At 71.4% G+C, this 15,549-nt stretch carries 13 protein-coding genes; 12 read left to right on the top strand and 1 reads right to left on the bottom strand.

Features of this window, described 5'->3' with window-relative positions; translation table 11 throughout:
• Positions 1–3 precede the first annotated feature (3 nt).
• The 5 genes from KQY30_RS15515 to KQY30_RS15495 all read left to right on the top strand — a co-directional run bounded on the left by KQY30_RS15515 (position 4) and on the right by KQY30_RS15495 (position 2,702).
• Positions 4–867: a type II secretion system F family protein gene (locus KQY30_RS15515; RefSeq protein WP_217307325.1), complete on the top strand. Its 864-nt coding sequence runs from the start codon at positions 4–6 to the stop codon at positions 865–867.
• Positions 864–1,634 carry a type II secretion system F family protein gene (locus KQY30_RS15510; RefSeq protein WP_217307324.1) on the top strand — a complete coding sequence of 257 codons (771 nt, stop codon included), beginning with the start codon at positions 864–866 and terminating at the stop codon, positions 1,632–1,634. Before KQY30_RS15515 ends, KQY30_RS15510 begins: the two co-directional genes overlap by 4 nt.
• Before the next feature lie 93 nt (positions 1,635–1,727).
• The gene (locus KQY30_RS15505; RefSeq protein WP_254407141.1) at positions 1,728–1,943 is read left to right on the top strand and encodes a DUF4244 domain-containing protein; all 216 of its coding nucleotides are present in this window, start codon (positions 1,728–1,730) and stop codon (positions 1,941–1,943) included.
• Positions 1,930–2,337, top strand: a complete 408-nt coding sequence (locus KQY30_RS15500) for a TadE family type IV pilus minor pilin (protein ID WP_217307323.1) — start codon at positions 1,930–1,932, stop codon at positions 2,335–2,337. Before KQY30_RS15505 ends, KQY30_RS15500 begins: the two co-directional genes overlap by 14 nt.
• 35 nt (positions 2,338–2,372) lie before the next feature.
• The gene (locus KQY30_RS15495) at positions 2,373–2,702 is read left to right on the top strand and encodes an Rv3654c family TadE-like protein (RefSeq protein ID WP_367997479.1); all 330 of its coding nucleotides are present in this window, start codon (positions 2,373–2,375) and stop codon (positions 2,700–2,702) included.
• A 20-nt stretch (positions 2,703–2,722) separates the two neighbouring features.
• Here KQY30_RS15495 and KQY30_RS15490 read toward each other — a convergent pair whose 3' ends face one another.
• Positions 2,723–5,224 carry a DEAD/DEAH box helicase gene (locus KQY30_RS15490; RefSeq protein WP_217307321.1) on the bottom strand — a complete coding sequence of 834 codons (2,502 nt, stop codon included), beginning with the start codon at positions 5,222–5,224 and terminating at the stop codon, positions 2,723–2,725.
• A 79-nt stretch (positions 5,225–5,303) separates the two neighbouring features.
• On the opposite strand from KQY30_RS15490, the gene KQY30_RS15485 reads away from it, so the two are divergent.
• The 7 genes from KQY30_RS15485 to topA all read left to right on the top strand — a co-directional run bounded on the left by KQY30_RS15485 (position 5,304) and on the right by topA (position 15,535).
• Complete coding sequence (locus KQY30_RS15485) at positions 5,304–5,657, top strand: STAS domain-containing protein (RefSeq protein ID WP_003967428.1); 354 nt, start codon at positions 5,304–5,306, stop codon at positions 5,655–5,657.
• A 99-nt stretch (positions 5,658–5,756) separates the two neighbouring features.
• Positions 5,757–6,215, top strand: a complete 459-nt coding sequence (locus KQY30_RS15480; RefSeq protein WP_217307320.1) for an ATP-binding protein — start codon at positions 5,757–5,759, stop codon at positions 6,213–6,215.
• 259 nt (positions 6,216–6,474) lie between these two features.
• Complete coding sequence (locus tag KQY30_RS15475; protein WP_217307319.1) at positions 6,475–8,886, top strand: sodium-translocating pyrophosphatase; 2,412 nt, start codon at positions 6,475–6,477, stop codon at positions 8,884–8,886.
• Positions 8,887–9,141: 255 nt separating this feature from the next.
• Positions 9,142–9,729 (top strand): hypothetical protein, encoded by a 588-nt coding sequence (locus KQY30_RS15470; RefSeq protein WP_046496611.1) that lies wholly within the window; start codon positions 9,142–9,144, stop codon positions 9,727–9,729.
• 281 nt (positions 9,730–10,010) lie between these two features.
• Complete coding sequence (locus tag KQY30_RS15465; RefSeq protein ID WP_217307318.1) at positions 10,011–11,516, top strand: class I SAM-dependent methyltransferase; 1,506 nt, start codon at positions 10,011–10,013, stop codon at positions 11,514–11,516.
• 601 nt (positions 11,517–12,117) lie between these two features.
• Complete coding sequence (locus KQY30_RS15460) at positions 12,118–12,315, top strand: hypothetical protein (RefSeq protein ID WP_046496615.1); 198 nt, start codon at positions 12,118–12,120, stop codon at positions 12,313–12,315.
• A gap of 376 nt (positions 12,316–12,691) precedes the next feature.
• Entirely contained in the window at positions 12,692–15,535 is a 2,844-nt protein-coding gene (gene topA / locus KQY30_RS15455) for a type I DNA topoisomerase (RefSeq protein ID WP_217307317.1), read from the top strand.
• The last annotated feature ends 14 nt before the right edge of the window (positions 15,536–15,549 follow it).

Genomic DNA, 15,549 nt, shown 5'->3' with positions numbered 1-15,549 from the left:
TGGATGCTCGCCTGCGTATGCGCGGCCGCGCTGTGCGCGGGAGCCGCGGTCCGGTTGACGGCCGGGTACGGGCGCGGGCTGCGCCGGGCCAGGCTGCTGTTCGCGGACACAGGCGTGCCGGACCAGGCCCTGGCCGGGCCTTTACGGGGCCGCTGGGCGGCGGAGGCTCGTGCGCGGGCGGGAAGGCTGGGCCGGGAGTGGCTCTGTCTGCCGCCGGCGGTGGTGCTCGCTGTGCTGGGGGAGTCGGTGCTGCCGCTGATCGCGGGCGCGCTGGCGGTGCCGCTGATGAGGCGGAGACTGCGGGCCGGGGAGCGGAAGCGGGCGCGGGAGCGCCGGGCCGACGGGATTGTCGCGCTGTGCGGCACTGCGGCGGGTGAGCTGAGGGCCGGTCTCCAGCCCGTACAGGCCCTGCTGGCCGCCTCGGCGGCCACGGGCGGGCTGGCGGGCGCCGAGGCCGCCGTACTGGCCGCTGCGCGCTTTGGTGGTGACGTACCGCGCGCTCTGCGGCAGGCGGCGGGTGAGTCGGGCGCTGACGGCCTTGTGGGGCTCGCCGCCTGCTGGCGGGTGGCCGTCGACGGCGGGGCGGGGCTCGCGGCGGGGCTGGACCGGCTGGAGGCCGCGCTGCGGGCCGAGCGGGATCAACGGGAAGCGCTGCGCGCGCAGTTGGCGGGCGCCTGGTCGACGGTCGTGCTTCTCGCGCTGCTTCCGGTGGCGGGTCTGCTGCTGGGCTCGGCGCTGGGCGCGGATCCGCTGCGGGTGCTGCTGCACACCCCGGCGGGCTGGGGCCTGCTGCTGGTGGGCGGAGCGCTGGAGAGCGTGGGCCTGTGGTGGGCCGCCCGGATCGTACGGGCCGGGGAGGCGTCATGAGCCAGGACTTCGTCCACAGGCTGTGGGGAACGCTCCCGGTGCTCGTCGCCCTGGGATGCGCGGCTCTGGCGGTGGTGGCCGTACGGCGTGAACGGCGGGTGCGGGGGCGGCTCGTGGCCCTGCTGGCAGTCGAGGAGCGACGGCGGCGGCCGAAACCGGCGGCGGCGGCGTGGGCGCGGCGCTGGGGCCCGCAGCTCTGCGCGCTGATCGGCGGCTGGGTCCTGGTCGGCGGTGTGCCCGGCTTGCTGGTGGGGCTGGCCGGGGCGTACGGGGTGCGGAGATGGCTGCGTACCAGGAAGCCGGACGACCGTCCCCGGACCGAAGAGGCGGCCCGTCAGCTTCCGCTCGCCGCTGACCTGCTGGCCGCCTGTGTGGCGTCCGGAGCGGGGCCGCGGGAGGCGGCTGAGGCGGTCGGCGAGTCGCTGGGCGGACCCGTGGGCGACCAGTTGGCGCGCACGGCGGCGGAGCTGCGGCTGGGCGGTGAACCGGCCGAGGCGTGGGGGCGGTTCGGCGCGATACCGGGCGCGGCGGGACTGGCCCGCTGCCTGGAGCGGGCCGGGGCCACGGGAGCCCCGGCGGCGGAGCCGGTGTCCCGGCTGGCCGACGGCCTGAGGGCGGAGCGGTCGCGCACTGCCCTGGCCAGGGCCCAGCGCGCTCAGGTGCTGATCACCGCTCCGGTGGGGCTCTGCTTCCTGCCCGCGTTTCTGGCGGTGGGCGTGGCCCCGGTTGTCATCGGTCTCGCGACCGGGCTGCTGAAGGGCAACTGAGCCCTTCGGCCCGGCTCTTGGGCCGGGATTTCTCTTCAGTTTCCAACCAGCGATTCCTACGGGGAGGCAGACATGTGGTTGACCATGCGACGGATGGTTCGTGCGGGTCAGGTGGGTCGGACGGGCCGGACGAGGTGGCTGTGGGCGCGTCGGCTCCGTACCGACAGCGGGATGGCCACTTCGGAGTATGCGGTGGCGACGATCGCGGCCTGCGCGCTCGCGGCGGTGCTCTACAAGGTGGTCACGAGCGCGACGGTCTCGGCCGCGCTGCAGTCGGTGCTCGGGAAGGCGCTCAATGCGCAGATCTGAGGCCGTCCGTTCGGAGCGCGGGTCGGTGACGGCGGAGGCGGCCGTGGCGCTTCCGGCGCTGGTGGTGTTCGCGATGGCCCTGGTCTGGGCCCTGATGGCGGCCTCTGCCCAGATCCAGTGCGTGGACGCGGCACGGGCGGCGGCGCGGGCCGCCGCCCGGTCCGAGCCACGGGCCGTGGCACTGGAGGCGGCGCGTTCGGCCGCCCCGGAGGGCGCCGAGGTGACGCTGGGGCGTACGGGCGATCTGTGGCGGGCGCGGGTGGAGGCTCCGACGCCGGGGCCGGGCGCCCTGGGCCTGACGCTCACGGCCGAGGCCGCCGCGTCGGCCGAGGACGGCGTGGAGGCCGCTGGGGACGGCGTGGAAGGCACGGGACCGGTGGAGGCGGCGTCGTGACCAGGGACCGGGGTTCGGCGAGTCTGTGGGTGGCGATGGCGGCCACCGCGATATGCGTGGTGTTCGCGGCGGTGCTCGCCATGGGACAGGCGGTGGTCGCCCGTCACCGAGCGGCAGCGGCGGCCGATCTGGCGGCCCTCGCCGCGGCCGACCACGCACTGCTGGGGTCGGCGGACGCCTGCCGCAGAGCGGCCGATGTGGCGTCGGCGCAGGGAGCGGAGGTGGTGAGGTGCGCGCTGAGCGGGGGCATCGCGGATGTGACGGCCCGGGCCGCCTTCGGACCGTACGCCCCGACGGTCAGGGCCCGCGCGGGTCCGCCCCTGGCGACGCTGCCGCCCGGAGGCGGGGAGGCCGCCATGAGATGACAGCGCGGCCCGCAGTGGCGCTACTCCGCGACCGGCCCGACCGGCTCGGCCTCCGGGGTTTCCACGGCGGCCGGGTCCGGAGCCGATCTCAGCAGTTCGGTGAGGAGGCGTACGGCGCCTCGCTTGTGGAGGGGATCGTTGCCGTTGCCGCACTTCGGGGACTGGATGCAGGACGGGCAGCCGGCGTCGCACTCGCAGGAGGAGATGGCCTCGCGGGTGGCCGCGAGCCACTCGCGGGCCGTCCGGAAGGCCCGTTCCGCGAATCCCGCGCCGCCGGGATGGCCGTCGTACACGAAGACCGTCGGCAGCAGGGTGTCCGGGTGGAGCGGCACGGAGACTCCGCCGATGTCCCAGCGGTCGCAGGTGGCGAAGAGCGGGAGCATCCCGATGGAGGCGTGTTCGGCGGCGTGCAGCGCGCCGCCGAGCTGCTCCGGATTGATCCGGGCCCGGTCGAGCTGGTCCTCGGTCACCGTCCACCAGACGGCCCGGGTCCGGAGCGTCCGCGGCGGGAGATCGAGCTTGGTCTCGCCGAGCACCTCGCCGGTGATGAGCCGGCGGCGCAGGAAGGAGACGACCTGGTTGGTGACCTCGACGGAGCCGTAGCAGAGGCGTCCGTCGCCCCACGGCACCTCGGTCTCGGTTTCGAGCACGGAGATGGCGGTGGTGTCGCGGGCGGTGGTGGAGTACGGCGGGGACGCCTCCTCGACCAGGGCGACCGAGTCCGCGAGATCGAGCTGCCTCACCAGATAGGTGCGGCCCTGGTGGAGATGGACGGCGCCGTCGTGGACGGAGGTGTGGGCGGCCGCCTCGTCGACCGTGCCCAGCAGCCGGCCGGACGCAGCCTCGACGATCTGGACGGGACGGCCGCCCTCGCCCCGGATGTCGGCGAGGTCGGCGGCCCGCTCGCGGCGGGTCCAGTACCAGCCCGAGGCGCGGCGGCGCAGCAGCCCCGCGGTCTCCAGTTGCGGGAGCAGCCCCGGGGCGGCCGGGCCGAAGAGCGTCAGATCGTCGTCGGTGAGCGGAAGTTCCGATGCCGCGGCACACAGATGGGGGGCGAGCACATACGGATTGTCGGGGTCGAGGACGGTGGACTCGACGGGCTGCTGGAACAGCGCCTCGGGGTGGTGGACGAGGAAGGTGTCCAGCGGGTCGTCCCGGGCGACCAGGATGGCCAGCGCCCCTTCCCCGGACCGCCCGGCGCGGCCCGCCTGCTGCCACAGCGAGGCGCGGGTGCCCGGGTAGCCGGCGATGACGACGGCGTCCAGTCCTGAGACATCGATGCCGAGTTCCAGGGCGGTGGTGGCGGAGAGGCCGAGAAGCTCGCCGGAGTGCAGCGCGTTCTCCAGGGCGCGGCGCTCCTCGGGCAGATAACCGCCCCGGTAGGCGGCGACCCGGCGGGCCAGGGAGCGGTCCACCTCGGCGAGGCGTTCCTGGGCGATCACGGCGATGAGTTCGGCGCCGCGACGGGACCGTACGAAGGCCACGGTACGGGCGCCCTGGACGGTGAGGTCGGTGAGGAGGTCGGCGGTCTCGGCGGTGGCGGTACGGCGGACGGGAGCCCCCTTCTCGCCGTGCAGCTCGGTGAGCGGGGGCTCCCAGAGGGCGAAGACCAGTTCGCCCCGCGGCGAGGCGTCGTCCGCGACCTCCCGTACGGCCAGGCCGGTCAGCCGTCCGGCGGCCACGGCGGGTTCCGCGGCGGTGGCCGAGGCAAGCAGGAACACCGGATTCGCACCGTAACGGGCGCATACGCGGCGGAGCCGGCGCAGCACCTGGGCCACGTGCGAGCCGAAGACGCCGCGGTAGATGTGGCACTCGTCGATGACGACATAGCGCAGGGAGCGCAGAAAGGAGGACCAGCGGGGGTGGGACGGGAGTATGCCCCGGTGCAGCATGTCCGGATTGGTGAGGACGTAGTTGGCGTACTGCCGGACCCATTCGCGCTCTTCGACGGGGGTGTCGCCGTCGTAGACGGCGGGGCGCACACGGTTGCCGAGCGGGTCCGCCAGCGTCCGTACGGCCCGGCGCTGGTCGGCGGCGAGCGCCTTGGTCGGGGCGAGATAGAGCGCGGTGGTGCCCCGGCCGTTGGCGGCCTCGGCCCCGTCGAGGAGCGTGGTCAGTACGGGTGCGAGATACGCGAGCGACTTGCCCGAGGCGGTGCCGGTGGCGATGACGACGGACTCGCCGTCCAGGGCGTGCTCGGCGGCGGCCGCCTGGTGGGCCCACGGGTGATCGATCCCGGCCCGCAGAATGGCGTTGATCACTTCGGGTCTGACGCGGTCGGGCCAGACCGCATGACGTCCCGGGCGCGGGGGCAGGTGCTCCGTATGGGTGATGCGCGTAGCACGGCCCGCTCCCGCGGCGAGCCGGTCGAGGACCGTGGCCGGGGAGGGCCGGTCGCCCCCGCTCGCTGGGGGCCCACTGGGGTGGAGATTCCTGGCCATCGGGATCGAGTGTGTCACTGGTGTGACGGACAATGGGCTCAAGGCGTCGTGCGCGACTGCTGGTAAGTGATTGAATGCCATCGCGGCTGGCGATACGTCCCCTGGCTCCGTCGGGGAGACCCGAGGGGCGACCGCTCGATAGCAAGGTGCTGGAGGATCCGTGGACCTGTCCCTGTCGACTCGCAATGTGTCCGGCCCTGGTGGCGACCGTACGGTCGTCGAGGTCGGTGGCGAGATTGATGTGTATACCGCGCCCAAGCTGCGCGAGCAGTTGGTCGAGTTGGTGAACGACGGCAGCTACCACCTGGTTGTCGACATGGAGGGCGTGGACTTCCTGGACTCGACCGGTCTCGGCGTGCTCGTGGGTGGCCTCAAGCGTGTGCGCGCCCATGAGGGCTCGCTGCGTCTCGTGTGCAACCAGGAGCGCATTCTCAAGATCTTCCGGATCACCGGTCTCACCAAGGTGTTCCCGATCCACACCACGGTCGACGAGGCCGTGGCGGCCACCGACTGAGGCCGGCCGCAGCTTCCGGAAGAGGGCAGAGGCACCGGGCGTTCCGCCCGGATGCCCTCGCTCGTGAGTTCGCACGCTCGTACGTTCGAGGGGGATCGCATGGCCACCGTTGAACTGCGTTTCAGCGCCCAGCCCGAACATGTCAGGACGGCCCGCCTGGTGGCGGCCGCTGTGGCACGCCGGGCCGGTGTCGACGAAGCAGTCCTGGACGAGGTCAGACTCGCGGTCGGTGAAGCATGCAGCCGGGCGGTCGGGCTGCACCGCAGCCATGGCATCACCGCCCCGGTGAGGGTCGTGCTGACCGAGGAGGAGAAGAACTTCTCCATCGAGGTCGGCGACGGCGTCACCGGCACCGGTGGCGGTGCCGGTGGCGCGGACTCGGGCACGCCCGAGGGAACGTCCTCCGGTGATCTCCATGACGGCGACGCCGAGGGCGAGGACGAGATGGGGCTCGCGGTGATCAGCGGGCTCGTCGACGATGTGGAAGTCACCTCCGGAGACGACGGTGGCGTCATCCGGATGAGCTGGCCGACGACTCCGGCCGTGGCGATGCCCTGAGCCGTGCTGCTCCGAGCCGCGATGCCCTGATCGAACGGCCCTGCCGTCCTGCCTTGAAAGGCCCTGCTGAGCAGGGCCTTTCCTATTTCCCGGAAGATCGTCGATCATTTCATCAATGCGTTTATCCCATTACTTATTTTCAGTGCGATCATTTGCTTACGGATAAGTCAAGGTCAATTACATGTGGCGTGCTCTGTTTTGATCAGGTTCTGCTCCCTACAATCCGTCCATCTTGAACGCTGAGCGTCAAGGAGGACGAATGGCGGGGCACTTCCATCCACAACTGTCCGAATACCCCACTTCTCTCGCGGCCGCGATACTCACGGACGACAACCGGCTCATCGTGATCGTCATCGCGGTGGTCGCGCTGGCGGCGCTGTTTGTCGCCCAGCTACTGGTCCGGCAGGTCCTGGCAGCCGGCGAGGGCACCGATTCGATGAAAGAGATCGCGGCGGCCGTACAGGAAGGCGCCAATGCCTATCTGGCCCGGCAGTTGCGCACCCTCGGCGTCTTCGCCGTCGTGGTGTTCTTCCTGCTGATGCTGCTTCCGGCCGACAACTGGTCGCAGCGCGCGGGACGTTCGCTGTTCTTCCTGGTGGGTGCGCTTTTCTCGGCGGCCACCGGATACATCGGCATGCGGCTCGCCGTACGCAGCAATGTGCGGGTCGCCGCCGCCGCGCGCGAGGCGACCCCGGCGGAGGGCGAGCCGCAAAAAGATCTCACGGCCGTTGCGCACACGGCGATGAAGATCGCATTCCGTACGGGCGGTGTGGTCGGCATGTTCACGGTGGGCCTCGGCCTGCTCGGTGCCTCCTGCGTGGTCCTCGTCTACGCCGCCGACGCGCCGAAGGTACTGGAGGGCTTCGGGCTCGGCGCCGCGCTGATCGCCATGTTCATGCGAGTCGGCGGCGGTATCTTCACCAAGGCCGCCGACGTCGGCGCCGACCTGGTCGGCAAGGTCGAGAAGGGCATCCCCGAGGACGATCCGCGCAATGCCGCGACCATCGCCGACAACGTGGGCGACAACGTCGGGGACTGCGCGGGCATGGCCGCCGACCTCTTCGAGTCGTACGCCGTGACGCTCGTCGCCGCGCTGATCCTCGGCAAGGCGGCGTTCGGGGACTTCGGGCTCGCCTTCCCGCTGATCGTTCCGGCGATCGGCGTGATCACGGCGATGATCGGCATCTTCGCGGTCGCCCCGCGCCGCGCCGACCGCAGCGGAATGAGCGCCATCAACCGGGGCTTCTTCATCTCCGCAGTGATCTCGCTCGCCCTGGTGGCCGTCGCGGTCTTCGTCTACCTGCCGTCCTCGTACGCCGGGCTGGACGGAGTGGACGACCAGGCGATCCTGACGCACTCCGGCGACCCGCGCGTGCTCGCCCTGGTCGCGGTCGCCATCGGCATCGTGCTCGCCGCCCTGATCCAGCAGCTCACCGGCTATTTCACCGAGACCACCAGGCGCCCGGTCAGGGACATCGGCAAGTCCGCGCTGACCGGCCCCGCCACCGTGGTGCTCGCGGGGATCGCCATCGGCCTGGAGTCCGCCGTCTACACAGCGCTGCTGATCGGTCTCGCGGTGTACGGGGCGTTCCTGCTCGGCGGTACGTCGATCATGCTCGCCCTCTTCGCGGTGGCGCTGGCCGGCACCGGACTGCTCACCACCGTCGGCGTCATCGTCGCCATGGACACCTTCGGTCCGGTCTCCGACAACGCCCAGGGCATCGCCGAGATGTCCGGCGACGTAGAGGGCGCGGGCGCCCAGGTGCTCACCGACCTCGACGCCGTCGGCAACACCACGAAAGCGATCACAAAAGGCATCGCCATCGCCACGGCCGTACTCGCCGCGGCGGCGCTCTTCGGCTCGTACCGCGACGCCATCGCCACGGCCGTCGCGGACGTGGGCGCCACGGCGGGCGGGCTGACCCTCAGCCTGGACATCTCCCAGCCCAACAATCTGGTGGGCCTGGTCCTCGGCGCCGCGGTCGTCTTCCTCTTCTCGGGACTGGCGATCAACGCGGTGTCGCGGTCTGCCGGCTCGGTGGTGTACGAGGTGCGACGGCAGTTCCGCGAGCACCCCGGGATCATGGACTACACCGAGAAGCCGGAGTACGGGCGTGTCGTCGACATCTGTACGAAGGACGCGCTGCGCGAGCTGGCCACCCCGGGGCTGCTCGCCGTCCTCACCCCGATTGCGGTGGGCTTCTCGCTCGGGGTCGGGGCGCTCGGCTCCTTCCTGGCCGGCGCGATCGGCACCGGCATCCTGATGGCCGTCTTCCTGGCCAACTCGGGCGGCGCCTGGGACAACGCCAAGAAGCTCGTCGAGGACGGCCACCACGGCGGCAAGGGCAGCGACGCCCACGCCGCGACGGTGATCGGCGACACGGTCGGGGACCCGTTCAAGGACACCGCGGGTCCGGCGATCAACCCGCTGCTGAAGGTGATGAACCTGGTGGCGCTGCTCATCGCGCCGGCGGTCGTGCAGTTCAGTTACGGGAGCGACGCGAGCGCGGGGATCCGCGCCGTGGTGGCGGTCCTCGCCATCGCCGTCATCGTCGGGGCCGTGTACGTCTCCAAGCGGCGTTCCGTGGCGGTGGGCGACGGGGACGGCAGCGGCGGCGAGGGTTCCGGCGGCGGGAGCGAGAAGTCGCCCGATCCGGCGGTGGCTTCCTGATGGCCGGCCGGAGGTCCGACCGGGGCCCGTGACCGTACCGGCCGGTCCATGACCGTACCGGAGAGGCAGCGGGTGGGCGGCGCGGAGGGACGCGCCGCCCGCCCGTGGGCACCACCGGGAACGTGTGGTGAGCGTGAGGGTTCTCTCCCTTGGTGCAAATGGCTGCAATAGCACACAGACTGGGCTACTGGGGCGCGGTTGTCGCCCACATGGCGTGTATGTTCCGGGGCCGAGAGCCTTGGAAGGGACCATCCGGTGAACAAGAAGCTTGTGGCCGCGCTGTCCGGCGGTGCGGTACTGCTCATGGCGCTGTCCGGTTGCAGTGACGACAGCGAGAGCAAGGTGAACGACTGGGCCAAGAAGGTCTGCGACCAGGTTCAGCCCGAGCTGAGCAAGATCGGGGCCGCCAACACCTCCATCCAGCAGGCGACCTCGGACAGCACCAAGCCCGCGGATGTCCAGAAGACCGACTCCGCGGCCTTCCAGTCCATCTCCGGCGCCTACAAGGCGCTGGGTTCCGCCGTGAACAGCGCGGGCGCCCCGCCCGTCGCCGACGGCGAGAAGACGCAGCAGGAGGCCGTGAAGGAACTCAACGCCACCTCGGCGGCGTACGCGAGCCTCCAGAAGAAGGTCGACGGGCTGGACACGAAGGACCAGGCGGACTTCGCCGACGGCCTCAAGGACGTCGCGGACGAGCTGGACAAGCTCAGCAAGAGCGGTGACCAGGCGCTCCGGCAGCTCCAGTCCGGCGCTGTCGGCGCGGCGATGGCGAAGCAGTCCGGCTGCCAGAAGACCCCGGCGGCGAACGCCGGCGGCACCGGCGCGCCCGCCGACGGCAGCTAGGCCCGGTCCGGCGGCCAGGCCCTCGGCAAGACACCTCCCCAGGGCCCGGCCGACCCGATGGGCACCAGGCCGTACGGGCGTGACGGTGGCGGCGCGCTGCCAGGGTTGGGCGGCGCGCCTCCGCCTCGTGTCCCGCTCGCGTCACGGCCCGTACGTCGTACCCCCGTACCTCCTGTAAACCCCGCAACTCCCGCTCTCGAACACCGCACCGCGGCCCGGTCCCCCCGAACGGAGGGACCGGGCCGCGGGCCGTTGTCAGTGGCAGCCGCCACAATGGGCGGGTGAGTACGACCAGCCTTCCCACGCCCGACCACTCGACCCGACTCCGTGCGGCTCTGCTCGCCGCGGACTTCACCGTCGACGGCCTCCTCGACCTGCTCGGCGCGCCCGCGTACGCCGCGCTGGCCCGCAGCGAGACCGTGCCCGCGCTGCGCGCCACCCGTGGCGACACGCCGCTCGAAACGCTTGTACGGCTCTTTCTGCTCCAGAGGCCGGTTTCGGGGGAGCGCGCGGCGGCCGCGCTGCCGCTGGACGAGACGCTGGCGGACGGCTGGCTGGTACGGGACGGGGCGGAGGTCCGCGCGACGGTGGATGTCCGGCCGTACGGCGGGCCGGCGGGGCAGGACTGGTTCATCGTCTCCGACCTGGGGCTCGCAGTCGGGGGCGCCTCAGGGGCCAGCGGCCATGACGAGGGGGTGGTGCTCGGCGTCGGCGGCGCCTCGACGACCCTGGCCGGGATCACCGTACGTACTCCCGTCGAGAAGGCGCTCGATCTCGGCACCGGCTCCGGTATCCAGGCGCTGCACGCGACCCAGCACGCCACACGGGTCACCGCCACCGATCTCAATCCGCGGGCGCTCGGCTTCACCCGCCTGACGCTGGCTCTGTCCGGCGCGCCGGCCGCCGAGTTGCGCGAGGGATCGCTGTTCGAGCCGGTCGGGGACGAGACGTACGACCTGATCGTGTCGAACCCACCGTTCGTCATCTCGCCCGCCGCCAGGCTGACTTACCGGGACGGCGGGATGGGCGGGGACGATCTGTGCCGGACGCTCGTTCAGCAAGCGGGGGAGCGGCTGCGCGAGGGCGGCTTCGCGCACTTCCTCGCCAACTGGCAGCACGTGGAGGGGGAGGAGTGGGAGCAGCGGCTGCGCTCATGGGTGCCGGCCGGGTGTGACGCCTGGATCGTGCAACGCGAGGTCCAGGACGTCACGCAGTACGCCGAGTTGTGGCTGCGGGACAGCGGGGACCACCGGGAGGATCCGGAGGAGTACGCCGCGCGGTACGAAGCGTGGCTGGACGAGTTCGAGACCCGTAAGACCAAGGCCGTCGGCTTCGGTTGGATCACTCTCAGGAAGTCGGGCGCGCAGCGGCAGTCAGTTGTCGTGGAGGAGTGGCCGCACCCGGTCGAGCAGCCGCTCGGCGAGACCGTACGTGCGCACTTCGAGCGGCAGGACTATCTGCGCGCGCACGACGACGCGGGCCTGCTCACCGGGCACTTCGTCCTGGCGCCCGAGGTCGTCCAGGAGCAGGTGGGGCTGCCGGGCGCCGAGGATCCGGAGCATGTGGTGCTGCGGCAGCACCGGGGTATGCGGCGGGCGACGAAGGTCGACGCGGTCGCGGCCGGATTCGCGGGGGTCTGTGACGGGAGGCTGAGCGCCGGCCGGATCGTGGACGCGATCGCTCAGCTCATGCAGGAGGATCCGGTGCTGCTCCGTGACCGTACGCCGCAGGCGATCCGTCTCCTGGTGGAGGAGGGCTTTCTGGAACCGGCACCGACTTCTGAATGACGGGCGGGCACGACGGGCGGGCGGCGCGGGGTGCCGGGCGGGCCGGGCATGGTGCGTACTCGGGCCGGCCTGCGTACCTGGGTCGGCGCGTGCACTCGGTCGGTACGTACCTGATCGGCCGGACGCACGCGATCGGGCCGGTACGTACATGATCGACATGCGGGCTGACGGCTCCCGGGATCGGCCGGGCGGTCGGGCGCGCAGGCGCGCGGCGGGCGATGCGCCAGGGGCCGATGCGGGCTCAGCGACGCCTTGAGGCGGTCCGATCCGGCCGAGTCTGACCCGGCTCGATCCGACTCGGTCCGGCTCGATCTGGCTTGGACCGGACTTGACCGACCCTGTCCGGAACGCCGCCTGGACCGTCCGGCGGCGGCCGAGCGGCTGCCGAGGCCGACCGAGACCGGCCCCGGGCGCGCCGTGGCTCTCGGCTGGTGCTGCGGCATGCCGGGCGGCACCCTCGCACCGGCCGTAGCGGGCCGGGGGAACGCGTGCGGGGCGTTCACCCGGAATTCGTACCGCTGACGCCCCGAGGTGCCAGCCTCGGCCTCCTGGATCCCTGCCGCCCCACGGGACGGCATCGCGCAAGGAGTGAGGTACGGGCATGGAAAGTGGGCCGGCGATCTTCGCGGGGGCGACATTCGCGCTGTTCGGCGCCGGACTGCTGCTGTGGACCGGGGTACGCGTGCTCCATCGCGCACCCGTCGCCCACGGGATACGGCCTGCGGCGTCCATCACGCTCGCGACACTCTCGGGCGTGGTCTTTCTCGCTCTCGGCGTGTGGTGCTTCGGTCGCGTCTGATCCCGGTTCTCCGAGCCCGGCCGGAATCCCCGGGCCATGATCGAACAGGTGCGCGCAGACCGCCGCCAGGCGGCTCGACCTGCACCGGACGGGTTTCGGAGCCCCGCGACCGGGGCAGCTTGAAGCACCCCGGCGGAACCTTCGCCACCGGTTCCCGACGCGACGGGCCCGGGGGTCCGGGCGGCAGGAATGGCTGGAGTCGGGTTACCGTTCGAGTGGCCGTTGCGGGCTTTTGCCGTTTGACACGGGGGCGGGTTGTACCGTCACACTCCGCAGCGAAGCAGCGTCACCGCTGGGCCGTCCGCGCCCGGCCGTGCCGTACGCCCGTACGGTGCCGTACGGGCCCACCGAGCGTCGACCGGAGAGAAGAGCGAAGTTGTCCCCGACCAGCGAGACCGCACACGGCGGCCGCCGACTCGTCATCGTCGAGTCGCCTGCCAAGGCGAAGACGATCAAGGGCTACCTCGGCCCCGGCTATGTCGTCGAGGCGAGCGTCGGGCACATCCGCGACCTCCCGAACGGCGCCGCGGAGGTGCCCGAGAAGTACACCGGCGAGGTGCGCCGCCTCGGTGTGGACGTCGAACATGACTTCCAGCCGATCTATGTGGTCAACGCCGACAAGCGGGCCCAGGTCAGAAAGCTCAAGGAGCTGCTGGCCGAGTCCGACGAGCTGTACCTCGCCACCGATGAGGACCGCGAGGGCGAAGCCATCGCATGGCACCTCCAGGAAGTCCTCAAGCCCAAGGTCCCCGTCAAGCGGATGGTCTTCCACGAGATCACCAAGGACGCGATCAGGGCCGCCGTCGCCAACCCGCGTGAGCTGAACTCGCGCATGGTCGACGCGCAGGAGACCCGCCGTATCCTCGACAGGCTGTACGGCTACGAGGTCTCGCCGGTCCTGTGGAAAAAGGTCATGCGCGGCCTCTCCGCCGGCCGGGTGCAGTCCGTCGCCACCCGGCTCGTCGTCGAGCGGGAGCGCGAGCGCATCGCGTTCCGGTCCGCCGAGTACTGGGACCTGACCGGTACGTTCTCCACCGGCCGCGCCGGAGACGCCTCCGACCCGTCCTCGCTGGTCGCCCGGCTGAACGCGGTCGACGGCCGGCGTGTCGCCCAGGGCCGGGACTTCGGCCCGGACGGACAGCTCAAGACCCCTCAGGCGCTGCACCTCGACGAGGCCAACGCGCGTGCGCTCGCCGCCGCCCTGGAGAACGCCTCCTTCTCGGTCCGGTCGGTCGAGTCCAAGCCGTACCGCCGCTCCCCGTACGCCCCGTTCCGTACGACGACCCTCCAGCAGGAGGCCTCGCGCAAGCTGGGCTTCGGGGCGAAGTCCACGATGCAGGTCGCGCAGAAGCTGTACGAGAACGGCTTCATCACCTATATGCGTACGGACTCCACGACCCTCTCCGACACGGCCGTCTCGGCTGCTCGTGCGCAGGTCACGCAGTTGTACGGGGCGAGCTATCTGCCGGACAGGCCGCGCACGTACGCGGGCAAGGTCAAGAACGCGCAGGAGGCGCACGAGGCGATCCGGCCCTCGGGCGACCGTTTCCGTACGCCTGCGGAGACGGGTCTGACCGGCGACCAGTTCAAGCTGTACGAGCTGATCTGGAAGCGGACCGTCGCCTCCCAGATGAAGGACGCGATCGGCAACAGCGTCACCGTCAAGATCGGCGGCACGTCGAGCGACGGCCGTGACGTGGAATTCAGCGCCTCCGGCAAGACGATCACCTTCCACGGCTTCATGAAGGCGTACGTGGAGGGCGCGGACGATCCGAACGCCGAGCTGGACGACCGCGAGCGCCGGCTGCCGCAGGTCGCCGAGGGCGACGCGCTCACCGCCGAGGAACTGTCCGTCGACGGTCACGCGACCAAGCCTCCGGCCCGCTACACCGAGGCGTCGCTGGTCAAGGAGCTGGAAGAGCGCGAGATCGGCCGCCCGTCGACGTACGCCTCGATCATCGGCACCATCCTCGACCGCGGCTATGTCTTCAAGAAGGGCACCGCGCTCGTCCCGTCCTTCCTGTCCTTCGCCGTGGTCAATCTGCTGGAGAAGCACTTCGGCCGGCTGGTCGACTACGACTTCACGGCCAAGATGGAGGACGACCTCGACCGCATCGCGCGGGGCGAGGCCCAGGCCGTGCCGTGGCTGAAGCGGTTCTACTTCGGCGAGGGCGACGACAACGCGGGGCTCGCATCGGGCGCGGGCAACGGCGACGGAGACCACCTCGGCGGTCTCAAGGAGCTGGTCACGGACCTCGGCGCCATCGACGCGCGCGAGATCTCGTCCTTCCCGGTCGGTGAGGGCATCATGCTGCGCGTCGGCCGGTACGGGCCGTATGTCGAGCGCGGCGACAAGGACGAAGAGGGTCATCAGCGGGCCGATGTGCCGGAGGACCTGGCGCCCGACGAGCTGACGGTCGGGTACGCGGAGGAGCTGCTGGCCAAGCCGAGCGGCGATTTCGAACTGGGCGCGGATCCGGTGACGGGTCATCAGATCGTGGCGAAGGACGGCCGGTACGGGCCGTATGTCACCGAGATCCTCCCGGACGGCACCCCGAAGACCGGCAAGAACGCGGTCAAGCCGCGTACCGCCTCGCTCTTCAAGTCCATGTCGCTGGACACGGTCACGCTCGACGACGCGCTCAGGCTGATGTCACTCCCGCGAGTGGTCGGCCAGGACGCCGAGGGCGTTGAGATCACCGCGCAGAACGGGCGGTACGGCCCGTATCTCAAGAAGGGCACGGACTCGCGGTCGCTGGCGACCGAGGACCAGCTCTTCAGCATCACGCTGGACGAGGCGCTGGCGATCTACGCGCAGCCGAAGCAGCGCGGGCGGGCCGCGGCCAAGCCGCCGCTGAAGGAACTGGGCACGGACCCGGTGAGCGAGCGGCCGGTGGTGGTGAAGGACGGGCGTTTCGGGCCGTATGTCACCGACGGCGAGACGAACGCGACCCTGCGGACCGGGGACAGCGTCGAGGAGATCACTCCGGAGCGCGGGTACGAACTGCTCGCGGAGAAGCGCGCCAAGGGTCCGGCCAAGAAGACCGCGAAGAAGACGGCCAAGGCCGCGGCGAAGAAGGCTCCGGCCAAGAAGACGACGACGGCGAAGAAGGCCGCGGCGAAGACGACGGCGTCGAAGACCGCGGCTGCGAAGACCGCGGCGGCGGCCAAGAAGACGGCGTCGGCGAAGGCTGCGGCTTCGGCGAAGACGGACGAGTGACGGACCGGGAGCGG

Origin of the sequence: Streptomyces sp. GMY02, from assembly GCF_019056675.1 — a bacterium.
Taxonomy (GTDB): Bacteria; Actinomycetota; Actinomycetes; order Streptomycetales; family Streptomycetaceae; genus Streptomyces; species Streptomyces odonnellii.
Note: the sequence above shows the minus strand (reverse complement) of the source record. Positions and strands in the feature narration are given on the sequence as shown.